The organism is Chryseobacterium sp. 2987 (assembly GCF_031456375.1).
Classification (GTDB): Bacteria; Bacteroidota; Bacteroidia; order Flavobacteriales; family Weeksellaceae; genus Chryseobacterium; species Chryseobacterium vaccae.
This window is the reverse complement of the sequence record NZ_JAVDUN010000001.1, coordinates 203311-228526: the sequence shown is the minus strand read 5'-3', so window position 1 is coordinate 228526 and position 25216 is coordinate 203311. Positions and strand designations below refer to the sequence as shown.

32 protein-coding genes are annotated in these 25216 nt (G+C 39.2%); 28 read left to right on the top strand and 4 right to left on the bottom strand.

Annotated features, from left to right (window positions below; translation table 11 throughout):
• Positions 1-142: 142 nt before the first annotated feature.
• Positions 143-988 (top strand): hypothetical protein, encoded by an 846-nt coding sequence (locus tag J2Y40_RS01145; RefSeq protein ID WP_309995982.1) that lies wholly within the window; start codon positions 143-145, stop codon positions 986-988.
• A 51-nt stretch (positions 989-1039) separates the two neighbouring features.
• Complete coding sequence (locus J2Y40_RS01140; protein WP_309995980.1) at positions 1040-1969, top strand: alpha/beta fold hydrolase; 930 nt, start codon at positions 1040-1042, stop codon at positions 1967-1969.
• Positions 1970-2463: 494 nt separating this feature from the next.
• Here J2Y40_RS01140 and J2Y40_RS01135 read toward each other — a convergent pair whose 3' ends face one another.
• Together J2Y40_RS01135 and J2Y40_RS01130 are read right to left on the bottom strand one after the other, a co-directional pair.
• Positions 2464-3168 (bottom strand): LytTR family DNA-binding domain-containing protein, encoded by a 705-nt coding sequence (locus J2Y40_RS01135; protein ID WP_309995977.1) that lies wholly within the window; start codon positions 3166-3168, stop codon positions 2464-2466.
• Positions 3165-4187, bottom strand: coding sequence for a sensor histidine kinase (locus J2Y40_RS01130; protein ID WP_309995974.1), 1023 nt, complete (start codon positions 4185-4187; stop codon positions 3165-3167). The genes J2Y40_RS01135 and J2Y40_RS01130 overlap by 4 nt, the downstream gene beginning before the upstream one ends.
• 144 nt (positions 4188-4331) lie before the next feature.
• On the opposite strand from J2Y40_RS01130, the gene J2Y40_RS01125 reads away from it, so the two are divergent.
• Entirely contained in the window at positions 4332-6494 is a 2163-nt protein-coding gene (locus J2Y40_RS01125) for an outer membrane beta-barrel family protein (RefSeq protein WP_309995972.1), read from the top strand.
• A gap of 679 nt (positions 6495-7173) precedes the next feature.
• On the opposite strand, the gene J2Y40_RS01120 is transcribed toward J2Y40_RS01125, so the two are convergent.
• Positions 7174-7968 carry a S24/S26 family peptidase gene (locus tag J2Y40_RS01120; RefSeq protein ID WP_153394324.1) on the bottom strand — a complete coding sequence of 265 codons (795 nt, stop codon included), beginning with the start codon at positions 7966-7968 and terminating at the stop codon, positions 7174-7176.
• Positions 7969-8069: 101 nt separating this feature from the next.
• Here J2Y40_RS01120 and J2Y40_RS01115 point away from each other — a divergent pair, with 101 nt between their 5' ends.
• From J2Y40_RS01115 to J2Y40_RS01070, 10 genes are all read left to right on the top strand, one after another.
• Positions 8070-8291, top strand: a complete 222-nt coding sequence (locus J2Y40_RS01115; protein ID WP_062696596.1) for a hypothetical protein — start codon at positions 8070-8072, stop codon at positions 8289-8291.
• Positions 8288-8422, top strand: a complete 135-nt coding sequence (locus J2Y40_RS01110; protein ID WP_262885774.1) for a hypothetical protein — start codon at positions 8288-8290, stop codon at positions 8420-8422. Before J2Y40_RS01115 ends, J2Y40_RS01110 begins: the two co-directional genes overlap by 4 nt.
• 22 nt (positions 8423-8444) lie before the next feature.
• Positions 8445-10502, top strand: a complete 2058-nt coding sequence (locus J2Y40_RS01105; RefSeq protein ID WP_309995969.1) for a hypothetical protein — start codon at positions 8445-8447, stop codon at positions 10500-10502.
• A 19-nt stretch (positions 10503-10521) separates the two neighbouring features.
• Positions 10522-11448: an AAA family ATPase gene (locus J2Y40_RS01100; protein WP_309995966.1), complete on the top strand. Its 927-nt coding sequence runs from the start codon at positions 10522-10524 to the stop codon at positions 11446-11448.
• Entirely contained in the window at positions 11445-12077 is a 633-nt protein-coding gene (locus J2Y40_RS01095; protein WP_153394329.1) for an ATP-binding protein, read from the top strand. The genes J2Y40_RS01100 and J2Y40_RS01095 overlap by 4 nt, the downstream gene beginning before the upstream one ends.
• Entirely contained in the window at positions 12074-12283 is a 210-nt protein-coding gene (locus J2Y40_RS01090; RefSeq protein WP_062696600.1) for a hypothetical protein, read from the top strand. Before J2Y40_RS01095 ends, J2Y40_RS01090 begins: the two co-directional genes overlap by 4 nt.
• A gap of 153 nt (positions 12284-12436) precedes the next feature.
• Complete coding sequence (locus J2Y40_RS01085; RefSeq protein WP_153394331.1) at positions 12437-13066, top strand: DUF3164 family protein; 630 nt, start codon at positions 12437-12439, stop codon at positions 13064-13066.
• A 9-nt stretch (positions 13067-13075) separates the two neighbouring features.
• Positions 13076-13405: a hypothetical protein gene (locus J2Y40_RS01080; protein WP_153394333.1), complete on the top strand. Its 330-nt coding sequence runs from the start codon at positions 13076-13078 to the stop codon at positions 13403-13405.
• A gap of 178 nt (positions 13406-13583) precedes the next feature.
• Positions 13584-13802 carry a hypothetical protein gene (locus J2Y40_RS01075; RefSeq protein WP_309995962.1) on the top strand — a complete coding sequence of 73 codons (219 nt, stop codon included), beginning with the start codon at positions 13584-13586 and terminating at the stop codon, positions 13800-13802.
• 85 nt (positions 13803-13887) lie between these two features.
• Complete coding sequence (locus J2Y40_RS01070) at positions 13888-14091, top strand: hypothetical protein (RefSeq protein WP_062696604.1); 204 nt, start codon at positions 13888-13890, stop codon at positions 14089-14091.
• Positions 14092-14094: 3 nt separating this feature from the next.
• Here the strand turns inward: J2Y40_RS01070 and J2Y40_RS01065 are convergent, their stop codons facing one another.
• Positions 14095-14634, bottom strand: a complete 540-nt coding sequence (locus J2Y40_RS01065; protein ID WP_153394337.1) for a hypothetical protein — start codon at positions 14632-14634, stop codon at positions 14095-14097.
• 220 nt (positions 14635-14854) lie between these two features.
• Between J2Y40_RS01065 and J2Y40_RS01060 the strand changes: the two genes are divergently transcribed.
• The 15 genes from J2Y40_RS01060 (at position 14855) to J2Y40_RS00990 (ending at position 25131) form a co-directional block, all read left to right on the top strand.
• Positions 14855-15313 carry a CHAP domain-containing protein gene (locus J2Y40_RS01060; RefSeq protein ID WP_153394339.1) on the top strand — a complete coding sequence of 153 codons (459 nt, stop codon included), beginning with the start codon at positions 14855-14857 and terminating at the stop codon, positions 15311-15313.
• A gap of 1 nt (position 15314) precedes the next feature.
• Positions 15315-15836 carry a hypothetical protein gene (locus J2Y40_RS01055; RefSeq protein ID WP_153394341.1) on the top strand — a complete coding sequence of 174 codons (522 nt, stop codon included), beginning with the start codon at positions 15315-15317 and terminating at the stop codon, positions 15834-15836.
• Positions 15837-15922: 86 nt separating this feature from the next.
• Complete coding sequence (locus J2Y40_RS01050) at positions 15923-17083, top strand: DUF2586 family protein (RefSeq protein ID WP_153394343.1); 1161 nt, start codon at positions 15923-15925, stop codon at positions 17081-17083.
• An 8-nt stretch (positions 17084-17091) separates the two neighbouring features.
• Positions 17092-17529 (top strand): hypothetical protein, encoded by a 438-nt coding sequence (locus tag J2Y40_RS01045; protein WP_153394345.1) that lies wholly within the window; start codon positions 17092-17094, stop codon positions 17527-17529.
• Between the two features lie 18 nt (positions 17530-17547).
• Positions 17548-17955, top strand: a complete 408-nt coding sequence (locus J2Y40_RS01040; RefSeq protein WP_062696610.1) for a hypothetical protein — start codon at positions 17548-17550, stop codon at positions 17953-17955.
• A 181-nt stretch (positions 17956-18136) separates the two neighbouring features.
• The gene (locus J2Y40_RS01035) at positions 18137-19972 is read left to right on the top strand and encodes a hypothetical protein (RefSeq protein ID WP_309995956.1); all 1836 of its coding nucleotides are present in this window, start codon (positions 18137-18139) and stop codon (positions 19970-19972) included.
• Position 19973: 1 nt separating this feature from the next.
• Positions 19974-20606: a DUF6046 domain-containing protein gene (locus J2Y40_RS01030; RefSeq protein WP_309995953.1), complete on the top strand. Its 633-nt coding sequence runs from the start codon at positions 19974-19976 to the stop codon at positions 20604-20606.
• Positions 20587-21585 carry a hypothetical protein gene (locus tag J2Y40_RS01025; RefSeq protein ID WP_153394351.1) on the top strand — a complete coding sequence of 333 codons (999 nt, stop codon included), beginning with the start codon at positions 20587-20589 and terminating at the stop codon, positions 21583-21585. The genes J2Y40_RS01030 and J2Y40_RS01025 overlap by 20 nt, the downstream gene beginning before the upstream one ends.
• Positions 21585-22076, top strand: coding sequence for a hypothetical protein (locus J2Y40_RS01020; protein ID WP_153394353.1), 492 nt, complete (start codon positions 21585-21587; stop codon positions 22074-22076). The genes J2Y40_RS01025 and J2Y40_RS01020 overlap by 1 nt, the downstream gene beginning before the upstream one ends.
• Positions 22073-22297, top strand: a complete 225-nt coding sequence (locus J2Y40_RS01015; protein WP_153394355.1) for a hypothetical protein — start codon at positions 22073-22075, stop codon at positions 22295-22297. The genes J2Y40_RS01020 and J2Y40_RS01015 overlap by 4 nt, the downstream gene beginning before the upstream one ends.
• A 1-nt stretch (position 22298) precedes the next feature.
• A complete protein-coding gene (locus tag J2Y40_RS01010; protein ID WP_153394357.1) occupies positions 22299-22592 on the top strand; it encodes a hypothetical protein in 294 nt (97 codons plus the stop codon).
• The gene (locus J2Y40_RS01005) at positions 22582-22881 is read left to right on the top strand and encodes a hypothetical protein (protein ID WP_309995947.1); all 300 of its coding nucleotides are present in this window, start codon (positions 22582-22584) and stop codon (positions 22879-22881) included. Before J2Y40_RS01010 ends, J2Y40_RS01005 begins: the two co-directional genes overlap by 11 nt.
• Before the next feature lies 1 nt (position 22882).
• Positions 22883-23782 carry a nucleotidyltransferase gene (locus J2Y40_RS01000; RefSeq protein ID WP_153394361.1) on the top strand — a complete coding sequence of 300 codons (900 nt, stop codon included), beginning with the start codon at positions 22883-22885 and terminating at the stop codon, positions 23780-23782.
• Position 23783: 1 nt separating this feature from the next.
• Positions 23784-24323 (top strand): hypothetical protein, encoded by a 540-nt coding sequence (locus J2Y40_RS00995; RefSeq protein ID WP_153394363.1) that lies wholly within the window; start codon positions 23784-23786, stop codon positions 24321-24323.
• On the top strand, positions 24313-25131 hold the full coding sequence (locus tag J2Y40_RS00990) for a phage baseplate protein (RefSeq protein ID WP_153394365.1): 819 nt from the start codon (positions 24313-24315) through the stop codon (positions 25129-25131). The genes J2Y40_RS00995 and J2Y40_RS00990 overlap by 11 nt, the downstream gene beginning before the upstream one ends.
• Positions 25132-25216: the final 85 nt, after the last annotated feature.

Sequence of the window (25216 nt, the reverse complement as noted above, 5' to 3'; positions counted from 1 at the left end):
ACTCTGAAAAAATAGGGTGAGCAAATTATGAGGGAAATTTATTTTTGAGTAGGGTGGAAATCATGCGGTTGAAACAAAATTCTCAATTATTTTTTAAGTTAATTTCCATATATTTGGAATTAGCAGAAAACACATACAGCTCATGTGCACAGCCCATAATCATTCAAAATATTGCGGATGCGGATTTGGAGAAGGAACAAATAATTTCAATAAATCCCAACAGTATTTAGCTAAGACTAATTACGCAGATAATGTATTAGAAATATTTCCAATACAATCATTTTCCTTTACCGTTCCGAATGCAAAGTGTCCTGTATGTTCAGAAAATGTCTTTTTTTATCAAAATTATCACGGAAGCAGAGTTTATTTTGACCAGATAGGTCCGCCATGGCCCAAACATCCATGTACAGATAATAGCCACCATTCATATAATAAAAAATTTAACAATATCAATATATACTCTAAAGAACTCAATTTCGTACCAAAAGAAAACACAGATAAATCTCAAATAATAGAATTTTGTCACGGTTGGAGAAGATTAGACATTTCTGAATTTCAGAGCTTATATGGTAAAGTTTACAGATTCAAAGAAAAAGATTTTTTAATCACCTCATCTAATACTCTACACATTTTTGATGATTTTCACTTTATCCAAGAAGTTGATAATAACACATTACTTATTTCTTCATATGATGTCTATTCGGATAAAGCTACAGAAGTTGAATTAAAAAGTAGAGAAATATGCATAAAAACGAATCTGGATTACCACTTTAATGCATTGGAAAACGATATTTTTTATGTTGAAATTACCGATGATAGGCTGTTCAAAACAACTGTAACAACTGTAAATAGAAGATATGAAATTTTCGAAATGAGAATTAATCAGTTTAATGAAGATACAAAAAGAAAAATCTTATTTGACGGAGGAAGAGGAATTGGAAAAATAAAAGTATGTTTAAAAAATAGAAAGCTGTATCAAATAGAATAATCCAAACATTTCCTAACTTTCATTTTTTAGCAATTTAAAAATAAATTCAACATGGCTTATTTGCATAAATCATCTTACCTATCTTCTACTATCGAACCACACCTCTTCCACACCCTCTTCACTACGGAAACCATTCCCGTTAAAGCTACTCTTCTCATCATTCACGGCATGCAGGAGCATAGCGGAAGATATACTGAAATAGCAACTTATTTTGCAGACCACGGATTTGCAGTCCTCACCTATGATCATTTGGGACACGGTAGATCGGTAAAAGATAAAAAGGACATTGGGTTTTTCCAGCTTAACGGACCGGATGAACGACTTGTTGATGATGCAGAAACAATGGCAGATTACCTTCATCAGCAATACCCGGATGTTCCGCATTTTGTTTTGGGCCATTCTATGGGTTCATTTGTGACGAGATGTCTTCTTCAAAGGGCAAGCAATAAATTTACCGGAGCTGTGATCACCGGAACCGGAGGTCCTTTGGCGGGAATCAGTTTGATAAAAGGTTATCTGTCGTTAGCCAACAAAATTGCCCCGCATCATCCGACTTACCTCAATACCCTATTCAGTAAAGTTAATAACAGTCATTTTAAGAAAGATATAGATTTCAGTGATACAAGCTGGCTCAGTCTGAATCCGGCCAACAGAAAAGCATTTACAGAAGATGAACTGTGCGGAATTCCCTTTACAAACAATGCGTTCTATGCCCTGTTCAGCATTTATAAAAAAGCCACGGCAAGACATTGGGCAGATTCCATTTCCAAATCCTTTCCTCTTTTACTGATCAGCGGACAGAACGACCCAATCGGAGATTTTGGAAAAGGAGTGATGAAAACCGTTAATAACCTGAAACGGGACGGATTTACCCATATCGACTACAAGCTTTACCCGGAAATGCGCCATGAAATCCTGAATGAAGAGATCAAAGAAAAAGTTTTTCAGGAGATTTATGAATGGTTTCTGACATATTTATAGTTTTCAGGCTCGAAAATTGAGCAAATAACGTATTTTTTGTAGAAGTTTTGGCTAAAGCCAGAGAATTGGATTTTTATTATTAGGCGGACTAAAGTCCTATTGAATAAATTCTGCGGAATGGAAAATGTTTATCTATTTTTTCGCTCACTGATTTCGCTGATGACGCAGATTTTTCAAGTACAAAAATTCGAGAAAGCTGTAGAATTTGTAAAAAATTTAAGTTGTATTGATAGGTCTCCCTACATTTTTTGAAACGCAAAGATTTCTATGTTAATACCGCGGATTTTAGAAAGCAAAGGACAGGATCAACGAAGTTGATCCGATGAAGCTGATGGCTAGCCTTCGGCCTGTTTTTGATTCTTAAAATAATAGGTTACAACCCAAAAATTGCTGAAAATCTTTGATTTTCTAGCGCCTTAAAAACAGTACAATGGCTAAAACCCTTGCGACGTTGCGTTAAACCAACAAAAAACCTAAGCTATCCTGGACAACTATCACATCCCATTACTCTCAATCCAGTCAGAAAAAGGTTTCCGGTAGGTCTCTCCTACAGTTACAAAATCCAGGTTCCTCATCTGAATCCTGTTTCCTTCAATAACCTTGATTTTATCTGTAGCAATAATATAAGACCTGTGAATCCTCATAAAACGATTTTCCGGCAGTTTTTCCAGAATATCTTTCATATTTTCCAGCATCATCACTTTATCATTGACCGTGTGGATCCGGATATAATCTTTCAGACCTTCAATATAAACTATCTCTTCAAAAGCTATTTTATAGTATTTACGATCAGCTCTGACCAACAGATATTCTGTCTGAGGACTGGGCGCAAAAGCCTGCTGCCACTGGATAAACTTTTCTACACTCTGATAAAAACGGTTAAATACAATCGGTTTCAGTAAAAAATCAACAACATGAAAGTCAAAAGCTTCCAGGGCATATTCCGCATAGGCGGTGGTTACGATGAAATTATGATTCTTATTGAACATTTTCATCATTTCGATTCCTGTAAGTTCCGGCATCTGGATATCGATAAAAATAAGGTCAATACTTTCCGATCTAAGGATTTTCATCACTTCATACACATCGCTTCCGGCGTAGATTACGTTGAGAACTCCGGTTTTCAATGCATAATCGTTCAAAAGCCTTACAGCAAAAGGTTCGTCGTCCAGGATAATACAATTGATTTTCTGTTTCATAGTTGAATGTGTATAGAAGCTTTAAATCTATTCTCAAAACGGTCGGTTGTAAGTTTATATTGACCCGGATACAGCATATCCAATCTGTTTTTCAGGTTATCCAGCCCAATTCCGCCTAATTTATCTGTTTTTTGCTTTCCGATGGTATTGATGACTTCAAAATTCAGGTTGTCAGCATTTGCTTTTATTGTAATTTCAATAGGATCTTTATCTGAATAAGCCCCATGTTTTAAAGCATTTTCTACCAGAGGCGAAAGGATATATGGCGCAATACGGATCTTTCCGTCTTCAACAGCATCTGTCCATTGAACAATATTATTTTCGTAATGTCGTAACTCTTCCAGTTCAATATAAGCTTTGATATAATCTATTTCTTCTGACAGCGCAATATGATCTTTCTGAGCTTCATAGGTTGTAAAACGCATAATGCTGCTCAGTTTTTCAATGGCGGAAAGAGATTCCGGCGACTGAAAATGCACCATAGAATAAATATTATTCAATGTATTAAAAATAAAATGCGGATTGATCTGGGCTTTAAGAAATTTGATCTCTGTATTTTTCTGTTCCTCCAGAATGATCTTATTATATTCCAGAAGCCTGATTACATGGATTACCAGCCATAAAAATGAGCTGAGGATAATAGGACGTGGACTGTACAGCAGATTATCAGTCAGATAACTTCCAAGAGCGGGTTTTGTATAATTCGTTTTTCCAAACCACCAGTCAGTCAATACCTGCTCAATGGTAAAACGGGCCAGTGCAAAAAACAGATAGGAAATGATTACTCCGGCAATAAGCTTCGGCCATTTGAAATCCTTAAAGATCTTAGGCATCACCAGGCTGTAATGAAAATAGAAAGTCAGGATAAAAACTACGGCATAAGTTTTAAGGAACAGATCAATTTCTGAAATCTTCAGATAATAGACAGTATTGCCTACCACTACAAAATACAGGGTAAGAGTCCAAAACAGAATATGCAGGCCGGCTTCTGTTTTCTTATTCAGATAGAGTTTCTCCATTCCGGTTACTAATTTTTTGTAAAAATAGTCTTTTAAAAAAGAGATCTGCACCGGGTTCGTAGATAAAATTCCGGGAAACGTCGATAAAAGTAGCATGACGCAGAGCAAAGAAGCAGTTTTGCAGTACAATACATACAAAAACCTATGAAATCTCTATTAATACCCGCCTTTATTCTTCTCTCTATATACAGCATCAACGCTCAGGAAAAAGAAAAAACAGGTGAGACAGCTTTGGAAGCTGTTGTCATTAAAAACCGTAAAAAAGTTATTGAAAAAAAAGTGGACCGAATGATCTACTATGTGGAAAATTCTGCAGCTTCAACGGGAGGAAATGCTCTTGATGCACTGAAATCCGCTCCATTGGTAAGAGTACAGAATGAATCTGTTTCCATAGTCGGCAAAGGTGAAGTGCTTGTGATGATTGATGAACACTTACAGAGAATGCCGGAAAGTGAACTGGCCTCTTTTTTAAAAACCATTCCTTCTGATAATATCAAAAGCATCGAAATTATTACTGCTCCACCCGCAAAATATGAAGCTGAAGGAAACAGCGGAATCATCAATATCAGATTAAAAAAAGCCAGAGATAATTCATGGAATGCAAGCGTCGGAGCCAATTATACCCAAAGATATTTTGCAGGAAGCAGCCTTCAGGGAACATTTGGCTATAACCGTGACAGATTATCATTGCAGGCATCTGTTTATACGGAACAGCAGAAGCTTCGTTCTTTTTCTGAAAGCCAAACTTTCTACCCAAATGAATTATGGATGATGAATCAGACAAATACTGACAAAAATAAAAATACGGGATTAAGCCTTGGTGCAGACTACAAACTCTCTGAAAAATGGATCTCCGGAGTAAAATATCTCGGAAGCTTTAATAGTGAAACCTCTTCCAGCTCTCCCCTTACTTCAAGGATCAATTATCAGACTATGAATCCAGAATCTTTCATTACATCTGATGTTAATACTTCCAATAAACCAAGTACCCATACTTTTAACTGGTTCAATACCATCAAAGCAGACAGCACCGGAACCGTTATTTCTACAGATTTCGATTTCTTTCAGTATAAGAAAACCGACCGCAGGGATTTTGACGGCAGAGAACTCAATGCAGGATCTCAACCGATTCCCGGCTCCTATTTTTCAGCATTGAATACCAATATCAACCAAATTCGCAATTATTCCGGGAAAGCCGACGTGGAAACCAAACTTTCCTGGGCAGATCTTAATTTCGGAGCTCGTTTTTCATATACAAAAACTGATAACGACCTTACCGTTTATGGAAGAGAGACCGGAATTTCTGTTTTGAATACCGATCAGTCCAATACATTCGTTTATAAAGAATACAATGAAGCCGTGTATGCATCTTTAAACAGAAAATTCAATGACCAATGGGAAGCAAAATTCGGTCTCCGAGCTGAAGCCACCCAAACCAAAGGACTTTCCGAAAATACAGGCCGTACAGACAAAAATGATTATATCAAACTGTTTCCTACTGCTTATGTAACCTATACTATCAATAGCAACCATTCCCTTTCCCTGAATTACAGCAGAAGAATCAGAAGACCAGGCTTCGATTACCTGAATCCTTTTGTAGTTCGCACCAGCCCGTTCTATTATTCTGAGGGGAATCCATATCTTAAGCCGTCTATTATTGATAATCTGGAATTTACTTATGTTAAAGGACAGCAATGGATTTCCTCTCTTTATTACTCCAAAGTTTCAGATTTCGGACAGGCATTATCTATTCTGGATGGAGAAACCAATATCACCAGAAATACTCCGGTGAACTATGCAGATACCTATCAGATCGGGTTTTCCTCCTCGTATAATTTCAACAAACTGAAATGGTGGAACAGCTTTACAGGATTTAATGTGAATTATCAGAATGTAAAATCCAAGGTTTCTTTCGCCGAATCAATCGATGGGTATAATGCCTATTTCTACACCAATAACGAATTTACTTTAAATAAGAATAAAACGGTTTCTCTAAGTGTAAATTATGCATTACAACTTCCGGGCAGGTACCAGATCTTCCATATTTCTACGATGAATATGATGGATCTTGCTGTTAAGTTTTTATGTTTAGATAAAAAATTATCTGTAACTGTTGCAGCAACCGATATCCTTAACGGCCAGAAACCTTTGATCTCTTATCAATCAAATGGTATCAATACCAATATCAGGAATAATAATTATACCCGGGGATTCAGAATATCCCTCAGCTACAGATTCGGAAATAATAACATGAAAACCAAAGACAGAAATTTCGGGAATGAAGACGAGCGGAACAGAATCAATTAATAAAGGTTGGAAATAGAAAAAATCACATAAGTTCTTGAAAAATCTACGATTTTTATTACGCGTCAAATAAAAGAATCTGCAAAATCTGCGAGAAAAAAACACCAAAGAGTTTTTAGAGAAATCCTTTATGTTAGATTGTAGAATTTATTCAATAGAGATGGACTTTAGTCCGCCTAAATAATAAAAATCCAATCCTCTGGCTTTAGCCAAAACGTCTATAACAAATAGGTCATCCGCAAAATAAGTAAGAATATCTACACTCACCAGATTGAAATGTCCATCATAAAAATCACCATCTAAAGCTTAATAAATTAAATATCAAAACCTTAACCATAAAAACTCAATAACCACTGATTTTTTCCAAATGCCGGATTTCATTCACAATGTATCCAAAACAGAGAAAGCGCCTTAAGGCGCTTTCTCTGTTTTAATTCCGAATAAACAGGGACTACAAAGGGAATTCAAACGATATACCCGGCTAAAAACAATCCGGAATAAATGTTATAAAAAGCACAAAAACCGTTGCATGGACACTTGGATGGACATCTGCACGGACATTTCTACGTTATTCCAACCAGATTAACCAACCTGTAAAGCCTGAAAAACAATCCATATTGTTGAAAAGCAAAGATTAAGAACCCTTTAGGGAATTCTGAAACAAATAAAAACAAACTGAAAATCAATTACTTATATTTCTATTCGTTTTTAAATACTGTATTTCTGCTTCCAGATCATTCAAACGGTCATAAAACTCTGCAGGATCCGGTAGGTTGAAATTCAGGTGAAGCTTTACTTCCCATACTTCTTTTATTGTACTAGGATGGATATTCTGCGTAGGATAATTACGTCTGTTATCTGATTTACAGATCAGGTTATCATATTTTTTGATTCTGTTCAGGCATCTTTTAATAAGACCGTCTTCAATTTCATTCGAAACAATAGCATACAGCTTGTTATCACTGATATCATGAATCCAGTCGTCCACAAACTGGGCAACTACGTGTGTACGATCGGGAAGCGTAGGAAACATGGAATGTCCTTCAATTTCAAACATCCTGAACACCCCGTTATTAAGGTTTGGAAGCCGGAACGTAGGTAATGATTTAATGAAATTAGGATCATTATATCCCTGAAGATATCCGGCCTTCAGCTTGTTGGGAACAAGGGCAATATTGTCCCTGTTATGAGAATCTACCGTTATTACCTGCGGAACCCTGTGGTAAAAATCAGACAGCAGAGCAGCCTGTTCTTTTTTATCTTCTTTCAGCATTTCTCCTTCACCTACAATAAGCCATTCGAAATTTATTGCGAGCGAAGTGCATATTTTTTCGATGACATTGAATTTAGGCTCTGTTCCATTGATATAACTTCTTATATTGGATTCATTTACCCCTATCATACCCCCGAAAACAGAATTATTTCCGTTAGCGAAGTAATCAACAAGTTGTTTTATCCGAAAATTTATTCCATTCATAATCAATAATTTGAATCTTGATTCGAGAAATTTTTCGAGTTTTCGTTTGGTTATTCGTAAAACTTTACGATATTTGTCCCGTACAAAAGACAAACATGATAATGAACAAAACTACTAAAAAAAGAACATATTACAATACAGAGATCTTAAATATTCTGATGAAACGTCATGACTGTTCCATTGACTTCATTCGTAAATCTTTGCGCGGTGACAGAGTGGGAGAAAAATCTGATGTTTTAAAGAAGGAATATAATATTTTTTTAAGGAAAACCGAAGAAGCTATTAATAACGAAGCCCAATCATTAAAAAATAAAATACCATGAAAAAAATACTTCAGACCCTGTTCTGTCACAAAAAGATAGAAGTGATAGACGCCAAAACAGGAAGAAAAGAAATTGCTACTTACAAAATAATACTAGGAATTTTCTTTAAGATCAGTTACCAACCTCAGTAAAACAAACAAAAATAACGATACCATGCCGATCCACTGGGGCAATATACTCGCAGTAACAAAAGATGAACTGGTTCCGGCATATTTCAGCACATTAGATGCTCTTCAGAAGAAAATCCAGCGGTACAGGGATCTGCCTTTCGGAATTAAGCAGGTCAGAAAAGGAGGAAACGGCCGCCAGATGCTCATTGACTTTGATTCGCTTCCCAAAGAAATACAGGATAGTCTTGGAGATCCGCGCAAAATGCAGCATCCCATGATCTCTTTCTTTCAGTTTGATCCGTCTGCGGTTCGTTATTATACCGATTTCAGATTTGAAGACGGCACCCCCTTAAAAGAAAACTTCAAACAGGAATACATCACTAATGCAAGCGTTCTCCGTGCTGCAGAAAGACTGAAGCAGGCAAGGCTTGAGGAATGGAAAAAGCTCAAAAAAACATCAGGGCGAGGGCTTATGCCTTCCATCTGCACCGATATTATAACGTTCAATGAATATCTGCCGAAACTTTTTAATACAGAACATAGTATTCCCGCGTCATACAGGGCATTTGACAGGATATGGAAACCGTTTTTCAATACCTATGAAAACGGAGGCTATAACTACAGCTGCCTGATCTCCGGAAAACTGAAAAACCAGAACAGGAAACTGATGACCGATGAAATGATTGCACTGCTGAACGATATGTTTGCCGGACAGGATTATAAACCTTCAAGAACACAGGTTGCCTCCCAGTATCAGGCTTTTCTGAACGGAGAACTGGAGATCATCTCCAATGAAACCGGTGAAATGTATGATCCGACAGACAGCAGAAAATTCAAAGAAATATCAGACAGTTCCATCATTGCATGGCTAGGAAAGTGGGAAAATAAGATAGGAACCTATGCCAGACGTTCAGGAGACCGCCAGAAACTGATGCAGGAATTCATCCCATGGCACAAGCTGGCTAAAATCAAAGAAGCAGGAACATTGATTTCGATTGATGACAGACAGCCGCCGTTCATGTATGACAAAAAGAGAAACCGGGTGTGGTTCTATATGGGAATAGATCTCGGTTCTGAAGCCTGGACATGCTGGGTACACGGAAAAACCAAGGAAGGAATCATCACAGAGTTCTACCGCCAGATGATCAGGAATTATACAGAATGGGGGTTCAATCTTCCTTTAGGATTGGAATGTGAAAGCTCACTAAACAGCAGTTTCAAAGATACATTCCTGAGAAACGGAGCGATGTTCGACACAGTCAATATTTATGCGAACCGGGCCAGATCCAAAGCCATTGAAAGAAAATTTGAAGAACTGCGGTACCGACACGAAAAAAGCAGACTGGGATGGATGGCCAGACCTCATGCCCGGAAAGAAGAAAATCAAAAGAGCGCAGATGAAGAAGTCATTATTCCGTACGATGACATTGTAGACGGCTCTCTGAACGACATTGAAATATGGAACAATTCACCTCATTCCATATATAAAGACAAAACAAGATGGGAAGTATTCTGTGAGATGCAGAACAAAAACACCCGTCCCACCAACTGGCAGGCACTCCTGCCCTACCTGGGAAAAGAAACAGTATCAAGCTGTAACGCGGGGATCATCAACTTCAGAAATACCACGTATGTTTTGGGACTAGACGGTGAAATTGTTTTAGGAGAAGACCTGATCAGGCTGATGAAGTATGTAGAAGGAAAAGAATTCAGAATATTCTGGCTCGATGGAAATGATGGAAGCACGCTAAAAGCCATGATCTATTATGAAGATATGATGCTCTGCGATATTGTTCCACATCCGGAATATTCAAAATCAAAGCACGAAAGAGGTGCACAAGGAGAAATCAACAGAAAGATGATGTCTGCCTATGAAAATACAGTGAATGCTTTCATGGCCCATCAGAAAAGAGAAATTGAACAGATCACGGTGATAGACAACCGTAAGAAAGTAATTAACAGCAAGTTTCAGATTCCAGGCAGAAAAAGATACAGGCAGACAGAATCGATTCCGGAGGAAATTCTTTTCGAAGAAACCCAGGAATATCACTACAAAGAAACAGAAAGTACTGCAAGAAGCTGGAAATCAAACTTCAGATAACAGACACAAAATAGAAAATATGGAGATCAATAAAGAATTAAAATACCAGATCCGGGAAGCGATGATGAAATACCGGAAGAATTTCGGAGGAACAGATGCTGCTTTTGCCCAATCACTAAATATAAGCAACTCAATCTACAGCAGAATTAAAAAAGGAGAAACAGAAAAAATTTTATCAGCCGGAGAATGGCTTCACATCGGAAGAAAATTCCGAGTAGACCTTAATAAGAACAGCTGGAAATTTGCCAGAACCGAGGTGTATGAGCAGATGTACGAAAGCTTCATCTTCTGCCAGAAATCAAAAACATCCATGATCCTGGTAGACGACTGCGGCATAGGGAAAACAGAATGCGCTAAGGCTATTATTTCACAGATGAAAAACGCGTTTTACATAGACGCCTCACAAACACATACCAAAGTAAGGTTTATCCGGCAGCTGGCCGTTGTTTTAGGATGTGGAACAAAAGGTAAATACCATGAAGTTCTGGAGAATGTAAAATACGCCCTGAACGTGCTGGAAAATCCATTCATCTGCATTGATGAAGCCGGAGACCTTGAATACAGTGCTTATCTGGAATTAAAAGGAATCATGAATGACACGGTAGATAACTGCGCCTGGTTCATGATTGGGGCAGATGGCCTGAGAGCAAAGATTACCAAAGGAATTAACAACCACAAAGTAGGATTTGCCGAGATATTCAGCCGCTTTTCTGACGATTTCGTCACTCTGGTTCCGAAAGGCCCGGAAGACCGGAAGAAATTCTACACCAAGCTGATTGGAGACGTAGCCTATGTAAACCTTGATGATAAAACAACCGTGAATGAAGTCATCAGGAGCTGTATGGTAAAAATAGACACGCCCTACTCTACCCGCAAAGGTCAGGAAGACGGAAAGATCAAATCATTAAGATATCTAAAAACCTTAGTAAACGTAAACAGATCATGAGATCCATATCAGTAAAACAGGCCCTGTCCATCGTCTTTAAACAGTTTGAATTTACCGGATTATGGCAGAAAGCTTTCGGACAGCCGGAAACAGCAGGATTCTGGTACCTGGGAGGTGCAGAGAAAAACGGAAAAACCACCTTCGCTATGATGCTGGCCAAATATCTGGCAGAATTTGGAAAAGTATTGTATGTATCTGCTGAAGAAGGCTTCTCCAAAGACATTATCTCTGCAATGGTTGCCGCAGGATTATCCGATACCGACAAAAACTTTAAGCTCCTGGATTATATGCCCTGGGATGAATTAAATCAAAAGTTTGAATCAAGAAAATGCCCGAAGATCATTTTTATAGACAACACGACGGTTTACCGTGACGAAATCACCAGGAAAATGGTTCTCGAGCTTAAAGAAAAGCACAAAAACAAGCTCATCATTTTCGTGAGCCACGAAGAAAAAGGACTTCCGGACAGTGCGCTGGGAACTGTCTGGAGAAAACTATCCAAGATCATCATCCAGGCGGAGGGCCTGAAAGCCATTATCTCAGGAAGATGTCCCGGCGGAACATTAAATATCAACAAAGAAAAAGCCAACCTCTATTGGGGAACAACAATTGAAAACCAACAACAATGAATACAAGAGAAAACCTATTAACCATCGCGCTGCAGTATGACAGCTACGGAGAAAAATACCTTACCGATTTCGACAGAATGTTTATCCATAAAGAAATCAGCTCTATCTGGAACGAATCAGGATATGTAGTTCCGGAAGACGTAGAAGGAAAGATTCAGATCAAACTCAGAATTATTAACCAGCTCCAGTGGGAATCGCCCTACTAAGAGAGGGGAAGCCGGGAGATGGAAGAAGGAAGAGCTGCTCGTCAATAGTTATAACTAAAAGAACTTCCAGCCTCCATCTCCCCTCTTCCAGCCAGAAATAAAAACCCATTATTAAAACCAAAAACAATTCATTAATCACCAAAAACAAAAAATATGATCACCGAAACATTAAAAATAATGACCATTGAGGAACTTGAAGCAGAGCTTAATGCAAGAAAACAGAAAGAAGCCCAAAAACGCGAGCAAAAGCGTACCCAGTATGAAAGCCTGAAAAAATCTGTTATCAGCGATCTGGCCACAACGGCAGACCATCTTTCCGCACAGATCCAGGACTTCAAGACCAAAGCCTTTTCAGATCTCGGTTCTCTTTTCGACCTGCTGAAAGATTACAGCAAAAGACATCAGGATGGAAAGGGAAACTTCAAAATTGAAGACGAAAATTTTAAGATTCAATATAAAAGACAGGGAAAAGGTGTTTTTGACGAAAGATCCCATCAGGCAGAGAGACACATCATAGACTTTCTAAGCTCGAAATATGAAGGAGATTTAGATACCAAAGATCTCATCATGTCCCTTCTGGAACGTAAAAACGGAGCGCTGGACATTCTTCTGGTTCAGAAATTATACAGCATGGAAGACCGATTTGAAGACGAAAACTGGAAAGAAGGAATCAGGCTGCTAAAAGAAAGCTACAGTTTCTCATTAAGCAAAGATTACATCTCTTTTTTCAAGAAAAACGAGAATAATGAATGGGAAGGAATTAATTTAAATTTCTCCTATTAAAAAGCTGAAATGAAACTTCTTCTATCCTTAGATAACAGTAAGCTCAGCGTTCTCAACAGCAGCATGCAGATCCTGGATATGCTGAACATCAACACTCAGCCCAGGAATCTGAAAAGCAGCATCTCCATCTGCATGGAGCTCAGAACCCAACTGCTGCAGAAAGCTGTAAAAACAAGACAGAAAGACAGATCTTTCATCATTAAGCTTCCTTATTATAAAGCCGATGCCCTCTGGCATTTCCTGAAGGAATATGAGATCTACTTTCCGGACGATTTCGGAAGTTATGAAACCAACGCGGTCCTGATGATGAAAAATGAACTTCACAGGCAGTTGCAGTAAAAAGCTTTCAATAACCTGATCTAAGCTGGATGAAAGCCGGAAGAGGGAGACTGGAAGTTATTTTTAGTTATCATTACAGACGGTCAAGATAAAACTGAAAAGTTATTCTTTTATGACTTTCATAACTTCCTCCATCCAGCTTCCAGCATCCAGCCATTTAACCTTTAAATTCAATAACATGATCAAAATAAACGGTCACTGGTACAGCAGTACCGAAGTAAAAGAAGCCCTTGAAAAGAAAGGATACACAATAATCACTCTGGAAATAAGTACAGAACTAAGGGATTACCCTCAGTATGAGACTTATGCACTGATAAACAGACAAGATCCAACCGTTTTGAACACTTTAAAAAGTGTGGCCCTAAAGGAGTTCCAAAAGAAGCCTCCGTTACTCTAAATACCAAAAGCTATGGGCATCCATAGCTTTTTTTGTGACCGAAAATCGGCTTGACTTGTACAAAAAGACCCTTTATTTTTGCCTTATGTCTTACAACAATAAAAATTACATCAAACGTGCCCGGTACATTATAAGTGTTTATAATGCACATAAGCACGCCGATGTTCCGGATACCAAAATCGTAAGGCATACTTTCCCGAAATACAACATTCACCTCTCCTACAGGCAATGGATGAACATCAAAGGAATGGTGATTCCCAAAGAGGAAACCCAGCTTACCTTATTCTAAATTCTAATTATCTTCCAGCCTGGCAAAATGATAACGTTTGATTTCCGCCAGCGTTTCTTCAGGATTGGCCGATACATCCTCATACTGCGTCGTAAAGATCAGTTCTCTTACTTTAAACCCAGCGTGTTGCTTGCTTGTACTTTTCACCATCGTTCTTGAAAATGGTGAGAAATAATCTTTGCTCCAGCCCTGAAGCGCTTGATACAGCTTCTGCTCGATTCTTAAAAAATCAAACCCTTTTTTCCTTTCTTCAACCGGAATCCCGTGCCATGTCGGAAATTCATCATTCGACACGAGCTGAAAAGATACCGGAACATTACCCAATTGCCCGTTTGCTGACATATCGGAATAAGATGCTTCGGGGAAATCCACATCATACATGGCCTCCGGAAAATCAATAAATAAAGCAGGATAAGTTACCGTGCTCTGTATACCATTGGCAAGCTGTCCCAGCTGCTGATCGATATGCTGAATCTCCGGAACCTCCTGGGCAATTCTTTCCTGAAGGTCTAATAATAACTGTACATAAAAATATTCTTCCATAAGTAGTAAATTATAGTTTATCAAATTAGTTTCTGTTATGGAATAGTTTCATTTAAACAGGTTATATTTTCTTCCCGTCTACACTATTTCACAGTACAAAATTGAGCTTTAAACAGGGCATTTTAAAAAAGTTGTGCAATCCTTGCGCTCTTATTTTCAAACCGTTGCAGGATGTTAGAAATTTGTACTCACAAAACAAACACAACACTTAATTATTAATATGGATTCACTATCTGCAACCGCATTAAAAGTCGCTATTACCCAAATAGGACAAGAGGAAAAACCTCAGGGATCAAATTGGGGAATCCCTGTTAAAACCTATCTGGCCTCAGTGGGAATTAATTTCCCGGCAAGCTGGTGTATGGCTTTTGTGTACTGGTGCTTCAATGAAGCTGCAAGACAGAATAAAACCACCAATACAGCCATAAGAACAGGCGGAGTTTTATACGCATGGAATAACGCTCCCAGAGAAAAGAAATCCTCAAAGCCTTCTGTTGGATCAGTATTTATCATGGACTTTGGAAAAGGCCTGGGCCACACAGGTTTCGTTGAAAAGTTCGATTCCCAATATATCTACACCATAGAAGGAAATACGAATGACAACGGAAGCCGCGAAGGCATTAAGGTCTGCAGAAGAAAAAGAACATTAACATCCATCAAAGGATATATACAATATTAGAATGAAACAATTCATGTTCTTCATATCGTTATTTTTTGTTTCGCTGGTTCAGGTTTCCTGCCTTAACAGGAAACCTCAGGAACCGGTGATCATCGAAAACACGAAAGAAGTGGTAACTGTGGTTAAAGACACCATTTTCAGAACAGAAGCAGACAGCACCTATTATCACGCGCTGATAGAATGCATCAACGGAAAGCCGGTTCTGAAAGAATCTGAATTCAATAAAAATATAAGCCGTAACGGAAATACCTCCGGAAGCGGCCTGCTGACACCGAAAGTATCCATTAATGAAGGAAAATTATCGGTAGAATGCTATAAACAGGCACAAGAGTCATTTAAAACATGGCGGGAAACCTATATCAAAGAACACGAGAAAACACCAATTTACATTGAAAAACCTATATACAAAGAAAAGGCTTTGTCATGGTTTCAGGAAACACAGCTATGGCTCGGAAGAATCTTTCTTGGTGTACTCGCCCTGTTCGCTCTTGTCCTCATCATCAGATGGAAAAAGATCATGTAAATACCATTTAAAAATAAAAAATGAACAGAAAAAGGATTTCTGATTCAAAAAATATGTACAACAACTTTTTAAAAAATAAGTAAAAAATGTCACAAGGAAATGGAACACCAAAAGTAAAAGCGAATGTGGCTTCAGGCAACTTACTACGTCAGATTCAGGTAATCGACGGCGTTGCAGGAATCGTGGGAACAGCTTACAAAGAAACCAATATTGGTCATGTAAAGACTGTTTACTCACCGGAAGACGCTAAAACCAAAGGGTACACTGAACAGGACGAACCGTTCTTGTTTCAGGCAATCAATGAATTTTATCAGGAGCTTGGGGGAAGCCAGGAGCTGTGGATCTTAGGAACACCAGCCGCAACAACAATGGAAGACGCCGTTAAAAGCACCAACGAAGCAGGCGTAAAAAAACTTCTTACCGCTTCCAATGGTAGAGTAAACTTAGTAGGAGTTTGCAGAAAGCCGGATGCATCTTACGTTTCTCCTGCAGGATTTTTAGACAAAGACGTTGAGAAAGCGTTATTAGCTTCTAAAATATTAGCTCAGTACCAGCAGTCCATCAACAGACCGGTAAGGTTTTTAATTGAAGGGAGAGTAAAAGATGCCTCTGCAACTCCTGTTTTTGAGCCGAAATCTGCGAACAATACATTTGCAGGAGTGGTTCTTGGAGGATCAAAAGATGACGGTTCTGCATCTGTAGCTTTGGTTCTGGCAAGAGCTTGTAAATATCCTGCTCACGTAAAAATCGGAGACGGACAGAACGGAGCACTAAGCATTACAGAAGCGTATATCGGAGAAGACAAAGTAGACAGTATTCCGGTTGAAAAATTAGATCTGCTTACCGAGGCAGGTTTCATTACTTTCCACACCAGAGAAGGAGCTGCAGGTTATTATTTCAGTGTAGATAAAATGGCTGGTTCAGATGACTTCAGAACATTGGTTCACGGAAGACTGATTGACAAAGCACAGAGAATTTCTACCGCTACAGATACTCCATTCCTGGAATCTTCCATCAGAATGGCTGCAGACGGAAGACTAAATGAAGCAGATGCTGTTTACCTGGAAGAGCTTACAAGAGCCCAGCTATTGAACAACATGGCAGGACAGATCAGCGGAGCGGAAGTATTGGTCCCGTTAGACCAGGATTTAATCAACACAAACACCCTTGAAAAACAAATTCAGATCCAACCGTTAGGCTATATGACCTGGATTGTACTGAACATGGGTTTAACAAAAACAATTTAATTTAAAACATGGCTAATATTAATATTACATCATCAGAATGCGCATGGGCTCATTTTGAAGTGAAGGTGTTATCAAAGGTAATCAAAGGACTTAGAGGTTTCAGTACAAAAAAGACTGTTGAATCAGAACATATCTACGGTTCAGGAAACGAGCCTATTGATATTTCGAAAGGGAATGCTAAATACGACGGAAACATCAAACTTTTAGGTTTCGAAGCAGATGCATTGAACAAAGCGGCAAGAGACGCAGGTTACGATGATATCACTGAGGTTCCTCACGAACTTATCGTAATCACAATTTCTTACAAGAAAAAAGCTTCTGACAAAGGAACAACCATTGTTACTTCAGGAGTTCAGTTCACAGAAGATGGTTTCGAAATGGAACAAGGGGCTAAAAACAGAGAAGTTACCCTTCCGTACATCGCAATGAGCAGAAGAATTGTATAATCAATAAAACAAAATAAAATGGCAAACGAAAAATTACAGGAAATTTTCAATAACAGAAAATCTAAAGAAGAAAAAAAGACCCAGGAAACCAAGAAAAGTGTAGTAAAAGACCTTAGCCCTTTTGAGGCAAGATACACTGCTAAAAAGCTTGATGAGTGGAAAAAAGAGTACGGCAACAGAGACCTTATTTATTTGAAGGTGGATGACTTCCTTGCTGTTCTAAGACCGCCTAAAGCAGATGATCTGGGTGATTATCTTACGGCTATTGGTTCCAACGGAATGAGTAAAGCTGTAGCGATGATCGTAGAACAGCTTTGGATTGAAGGAGATTATCAGCTGATTGAAGATGAAGACTGCTTCATCGCCGTGTTCTTACAGATGAACAACATTCTGGAGAGCAAGAAGGCCGACTTTTTTCGCGCTTAGTGAAGCAGGTCGGAATTCATTCTCTGATAAAAAGACCGAAGGAATAGAGTTCCTGATTGTTTTTGGAAGTATGCAGTTTGGAGCCGATGCATTAAAGAATTGGGGTGATGAAAAGTTTTTCTATCGCACCGGAATAGCCTTAGAAATTTGGAAAAAACAAGGCGAAAGAAAATTTTAAATTATGAACAATCTTACTAGTTTATCAAATTTTATTGATAATATAAATACCATCCTTGGATCGCAGTTAAACAGCTTCGCACATACTTTTTTTACAAAAGCAGATATAGGAAAAGCTATAACAACCGTCACCAATGATATCGCGGCCGGTTTTAGCAGAATAAAACAAAATGTAAATAATGCTTTTAATAAAATCGCAAATTTCAATCTGATTGATGGGATCAAAGATGTGTATGGAAAAGTCCGGGATTCTATCTCGTCAAATTACAACAAGTTTAAAGACTACATGAAGATAAAGCTGGGAGTACCAGGTTCATCTGCATCTTCAGCAGATGCATCTGCACCAGATGCATCACAAAGTGGCGGAGGCGGAGGTTTCCTCAGCGGTGCCATGGGAGCTTTGGGAGGTGGGCTCAAACTAGTGGGTGATGCCGCACTAAACCTTCTCAAAAGTGGTGCTTCAGCAGCAATTTCCGGAGCAATGCAGAAAGAAAAAGATGTTGCCGGACTTTCCGGTCTTTTAGGAAAAGGAGGCGCTACCGCCGCTTATAAAAACATCAATTCCGATTCTAATAATACGGCATACGATATGACTACATTATTAGAAGCCAACAAAGCCCTTATTTCTGTAGACGGAGATGCCAAACGTGCCAGAGAGGAAGTAATGAACCTTGCTAACGCTGTAAGTGCAGCAGGTGGTGGAGGCAGTGAACTTGTGAGCCTTTCTGAACAGATGAAAGAAATCAAAAGTGAAGGTGTAGCATCCAGCGACCAGCTTAAAAAGTTCGGAGCTGCAGGTATCGATATATACGGAGCACTATCATCTTCCACAGGTAAAAGCATTGAGCAGCTGAAAGGAATGAATATCACTTATGATATGTTATCAAAGTCGCTTGCTGACGCCAAAGGAAAAGGAGGAATGTTCGAAGGCGGCCTTGAATCCCAGAGCAATACGGTAGAAGGGAAATTAGACATGATCAAAAAAACGTCTACCAGCATGCTTACAGAAATCGGAACCGCTTTCATGCCTCTCATATCGCGTGTATTGGATATAGGAGTTAACCTGGTAAAAGGTTTTGAACCTTTAATGACATTGGTACAGCCCTACATTGACACTATCGTGGGAAGCCTGGGCTCAGCTCTGGATTTCATCCTAAATCTCGGAGGTGAAACCAATGCCTGGGGAGGGTTTGTGGCAACAATTCAGGAATATTTCTCTATTGTCTGGAATACACTGGGAAGTGTTTTTGATGCTGTCTGGAGTATTGTTTCAGGACTTATTACCTGGATCGCAAACAGTGAAATGATCAAAGATGTCTTCGCTGCCGTGTATGGAATCTTAGGAGTTGTCCTGAAGGCTGTAGGATGGCTGGCAGAAGCACTCAAATGGGTTTGGAATAACGTCCTGACACCTATTCTGAATGGGATTGAAAGCGCTTACCGATGGGCGAAAGAACTGATCACCGGAAAAGAAATCAAAGTTACCAAAACCAATGAGATCAAAGCCAGTGCAGACCTTGCCAATGGGATGAAAGCAACAGATGCTCAGGTAAAAGGTTTTATGACATCGAAAGGGCCGGCAAAAACAGATCTTACCGCAGCAGGAAGACCAACAATCAACAGAAGTGAGGACACCAGAAGAGACAATGCTGCCAAATCCAGAGAAACCGGAGAAACCGTTTCCGGAGGAGGGCAGAAAACCATCAATATCACGTTGGGTAAATTCTTCGATACCATCCAGTTCAACACTCTGAATTCCGGAGAAACATCCGACCAGTTAGAAAGTATAGTAATGGAATGCCTTGGACGTGTTCTATATAACGGAGCAAAAGTAATGTAAGATGCAGACAGTTTTTGATTTACAAAATTTATATAAATCCTATTTTTCAAGGACGCCATTCAGTCTTCCGGGTTCTGCCGGGGATACAGAAAATATCAGAATTTCACAAAACAGCAACAGGAATAAGATTCATAACAGCAAAAAAGATATTCCTTTCAACAAAGAGGGAGCGTATGGCAAGGATATCTGGTTTCCTGTTGAATTCAGAATCAATGGAAATATTGGCGGTTCCCTCACTATAGATGCCTGTACTGTTGCGGTAAACCTCAGCAAGACCATTGTGAAAACTGCCGTAAGTGAAAGGAAAGGAACTGTAAAGGAAATGTTCAATATTGATGATTACAAGTTCACCATCAGAGGTTTTCTGATTGATAAAAGCAGGAAAGTTCCGGAAGATGATATTGAAAAGCTCAAAGCTATTTTTGAAACAGACCTTCCTGTAACCCTTCACGGAGGATACCCGGAAATGTTTTTAGATAAAAGCTGCCGTGTAGCGATTACCTCTCTGGAATTCCTGGAAACACAGGGAAAAACGCATTGGATAAGACCGTTTAACCTTACCTGCGAGAGTGATTTTATTGCAGATGTAAAAGACTTAGAAGTACCAAAGAAAAATGCTAACACTAACCAGTAACATCTCTATTGCAGATGAAAAAAATGTAAAAGCCAGTAAGGTAACCTGGAAAAGCGAAGTAGGATCTTTTATTGACTCATGTACAATTGAACTTCCCCGTATCAGTTATCTGAAAAACGATAAAGTACAGACCCAGGACCTCAACAAAGAGCGTACAAGCAGTGATAGAATGGGTTATGCTTTCAAGGAAGGTGATAAAGTAAGTGTCTATTTAGGTTATAATAAAGCCAATAAAAAACGCTTCGAAGGCTTTGTGAAGAGAGTCAACATGGGAATTCCCGTGAAAATAGAATGCGAAGGGTATGGATACCAGCTGTATGAGACCATGTTCAGCGAATCCTACAGTTCCGTAACCGTCAAAAAGCTGCTGGAAGACCTTACTAAAAAAACAGACATCGTTGTTTCCAAAGAGATACCGGATATTCCGCTGAAGAATGTAAGATTCAAAAACGTCAACGGAATTAAAGTACTGGAATGGCTGAAAGACGAATGCAAGCTCGCGGTCTATTTCAATATGAACGAAATCTTCGTAGGAACCCTTTACGGGAAAGTACAGGAAAGGATAAAGGCGAGAATAGGCTGGAATACGGTAAAAGACGATGAATTCCAGCAAAAGAAAGTCGATAAAAGTACCCGGATTGTCATCAAAGAGAAAAATGACAAAGGAGAAGTAAACAAAACAAAATCTGACCAGGAGAAACCAACCAGCGAGAAAAGCCTGAAAGTAAAAGCCGGAATTCCTGCCCAGTTTTTAAAGCAGATTGCCAACCGTTTACAGACCAAGGAAAATTACAAAGGCTATGAAGGAAATATCACCCTCTTCCTAGAACCTTATGCCGTAAAAGGAATGGTTCTGGAGCTTGAAGGAGGAATGTATCCCGACAAAACCGGTGAATACTTTATTGAAAGCGTAAGCGGTGAGTTTGGGGCATCAGGAGGAAGACAGACGGTAACATTAGGATTTTTAATGCAGAAATAATGGCAACACCAGAATATATAAGAGAAGGTTTAAAACAGATCGCAAGCTCACACGCTCCGGCGGTAAGCAATATTGCACAGGTAAAATCGGTAGATGAAGGAAAGGCAATATGCATTCTGATTGATGAAGACGGCCAGGAATATATGGATGTAAGGCTCCGCCCGGTGCTTACCGGCAATAAAAGCTTTATCCAGATCCCAAAAGTAGGAAGCTATGTGCTGGCCGTAAGAGTGGAAGATGATGATGACTGGATGGTGATTGCCTGTGATGAAGTAGAGAAATTCTACTGGACAACAGGAAACACCAGCCTTGAACTGACCGACAGGATTCACATGGAAGCCAACGGAAAAAACTTCGCCAAGCTCGTGGATAAGCTTTTTGATGCCATCCAGAAGATGGCGTTCACCACCAACTACGGTCCTACCATCAATCTGATCAACCTTGCGGATTTTGAAAACCTTAGAAATGAATTTAAATCCCTTTTAAAATGAGTTTAAGCGCAGCAGAACCAATACTTATCAGCGACCTGCTCAAAATTATGGAAAAAGAGTCCGCTGAACAGAATGATGCAGGAGCATCAAGAACCAGAATTGCCCAGAAAATGGCCGAAGCAATAAAAAAATTTGTAGAAGCCGGACAGGTAAAAGTAATCGTAAACACAACGGGAACGGCAACCGCCCAAACCGGAACAGGAACAGGAAACATAACATAATATGCCAGTAGATATTCTTTTAGATAAAAATTTTGAACTGCAGTTTGCAGAAGGAGACTTCGCTTTTGGTGAAAGCACTTATGAACACCAGAAAGCCCTGCTTTTAGCAGATAAAGGAGAAATCAAGCTTTTCCCTAAAAACGGAGTCGGGGCAAGAAGGTACCTGGAACATGCTGCTCCTGATGAACTGGCCAGAGAGATCCGCCAGGAATTCTTTGCCGACGGAATGAATGTACAGAAGATAAAAATTGATGAAAACCTTGAAATAGATATAGAAGCAGATTATGGAGATTAAAGTATTAAACAGGCAGTCAATTTTAGATATCTCAATACAGTATACAGGAGACGTTCAGAAATGTTTTGATATTGCCATAGCCAACGGAAGAGCTGTTTCCGATCTTCTGACTTCCGGAACACAACTTATTATTCCGGATGAATTAGAAAAAAATATTGATGTAACCAACTATTACACATCAAGAATGATAAAGCCCGCAACAGGGACAACATTAGAACAGGAAAACCAGTTCCCATCCTTAAAAGGAATTGGTTACATGCAAATAGGAAACACCTTTAAAGTAAGTTAAGATGAATAAAACACTTCAGGAAATAATTAATCAGATTTTACAGCTTAAAAATGAAAATCCGGGTCTGCAGGGCCTCAATACATCTTCCAGAACCTCTTTCTGGACCAAAATATTTGAAACTGTAGGCTTTGTGATCTGGAATTTTCAGGAAGCCTGTAAACTTCACCTCAAAGAAATTGGAACCCTGATCCAGGAACAGAAAGTTCCCACATTAAGATGGTACAGGAACCAGGCGCTGAGATTTCAATATGGTTTCAGCCTGCTTCCGGACAGCGATCAGTTCTCCCCGACGTATGAGAATGCCAGCGGAAACGATGTGGTAGCCAGCCAGGAAGAAATTGACCAGTCAAAAGTCATCAAATATGTGGCCGTAACGAAAGCGCCCAACAGCTCCAAGATCTCCATGAAAATTGCTACCGAAGAAAATGAAGAAATCGTTCCGGTGAGTAACGAAATCAAAGACGCTTTTACCGCCTATATCGAAGAAATTCAGGCTGCCGGAGACAATATTGTTATTGTGAATTACAAACCGGACATCTTAAGACTGCAGTTTAAAATCTGCTATAATCCGGGCGTTCTTCTGCAGAATGGGATGAGTATCCGCACCTCCAGATTTCCGGTTCAGGACGCTATCAAAAGGTTTTTAAAGAACCTACCCTTCAATGGAGAGCTGAGTGTTCAGAAACTTGAAGCTGCCATTTTAGCCGTAGAAGGAGTTACGGATCTGTTAAACAAAGAAGTATCAAGCAGATGGATAGAAGCCGGAGCACCGGGATACGGAAATTTCCAGCCGATAGAGATCAGCAGAATTCCAAGCTCAGGAAGCTTTACCCTAAAAGACCCGGATACCCAGCAGGAAGACTGGAGCGGTATTGAATATCTTAATTATCAAGCACAATAATATGAATGATAACTTATTTAATATCAATTTTAAAAGGCTTGCCAACTGGTGGCTTTTTACATTCTGGAGAACAGGATCGGTCCTGAACTTAATGTCTGTCTTAATCTTTTATATCGAAGAACTGTATATAGAATTCGGAAGGGAGAGAAAAGACAATATCAGAAAAATGAAGTACAACTATCAGAAGTTTTCACTTCAAAGTATTCTGAATTACAACCATGACCGGGCAAAAAATCGGATCAAAATCATAAAAGCGGTCCAGCATGATGGTGTTTATGTTTACACTGAAGGAGAAACCAATAATCTAAGTGTAAATGACCCGAAGAGGAAATGGCTTTTCGGAGACGAAAGACCCCTGTACCTCTGGACAGAAGCAGAACTGTACAGCGAGTATGATTTTATCGTAGAAATACCGGTAAATGCTGAAAATCCGAATGTCTCATTAATTAATATAGATCAGCTGAAAGCAGATATAGACTTTTACAAACTGCCTTCTAAAAGATATCAAATAAAAACAAAAGAATATCCAAATGAAATATAATTTCAAATTTTTACAAACAGGCGGTGTGCCTTTAACCAATGACCTGATGGCCACCATTGAAGAGGCTTATGAAATCTTTGAAGCATTGGGAGATCTTGCCGGAGACAAAACAATCCTGTCGGGATGTGATGTTATAGGAGCCAGTGTAAACCCGGGCATTGTAGCCATAGAAGGTAAGCTTTATTATTTTGAAGGAGGGCTTTACTCCCCTACCGCTACCGTATATGTACACACAGAAAACATTTCAAAAATATTTGAAGACCAGTTTCCCAAAACATTAATCGAAAAAAGAACGGTAAAATTTGGTACTGGTACTGTAAGCTATAACTGGTCTGAATTTGTAAAGCTGGAAACCCTTAAAAACATCCAGATCAAAGTCAATAATACTGCGACCCAGATAGATGTTTCTGCATTAACGGCAAGAATTGCAAAACTGGAGCAGAAAACCGCACCTTTCATCAACGGAGGTATTGTCATAGCATGGAGAAAACCTGTCGCTGAAATTCCTGCAGGCTGGAAAGAATGTCTGGATTTCAGAGGAAAAACCATTGTAGGCTGGAATCCTGCTGAATTTGAATTCCAGAATCTAGGTGGCGAAATAGGTTCAAAAACCCATACATTAACCATTGATCAGATGCCGAGACACTCGCACCAACACTATTGGACTATAGGAAGCAGAGGAGCCAGCGGCACAGGAGGAACGCTGGTAGATGGTAACAGAAGTACCTCTGAAACCGGAGGGAACCAGCCTCACAACAACATCCAGCCATCCAGAATCGCTATCTACATAGAACCGAACTTCCAGTAATCCAACATCAATTACCCTTTAAAACCTGTACAAAAGTATATTTTACCTGACAGGAAATATATCTCAGAAAGTATTTCCGGGGCAT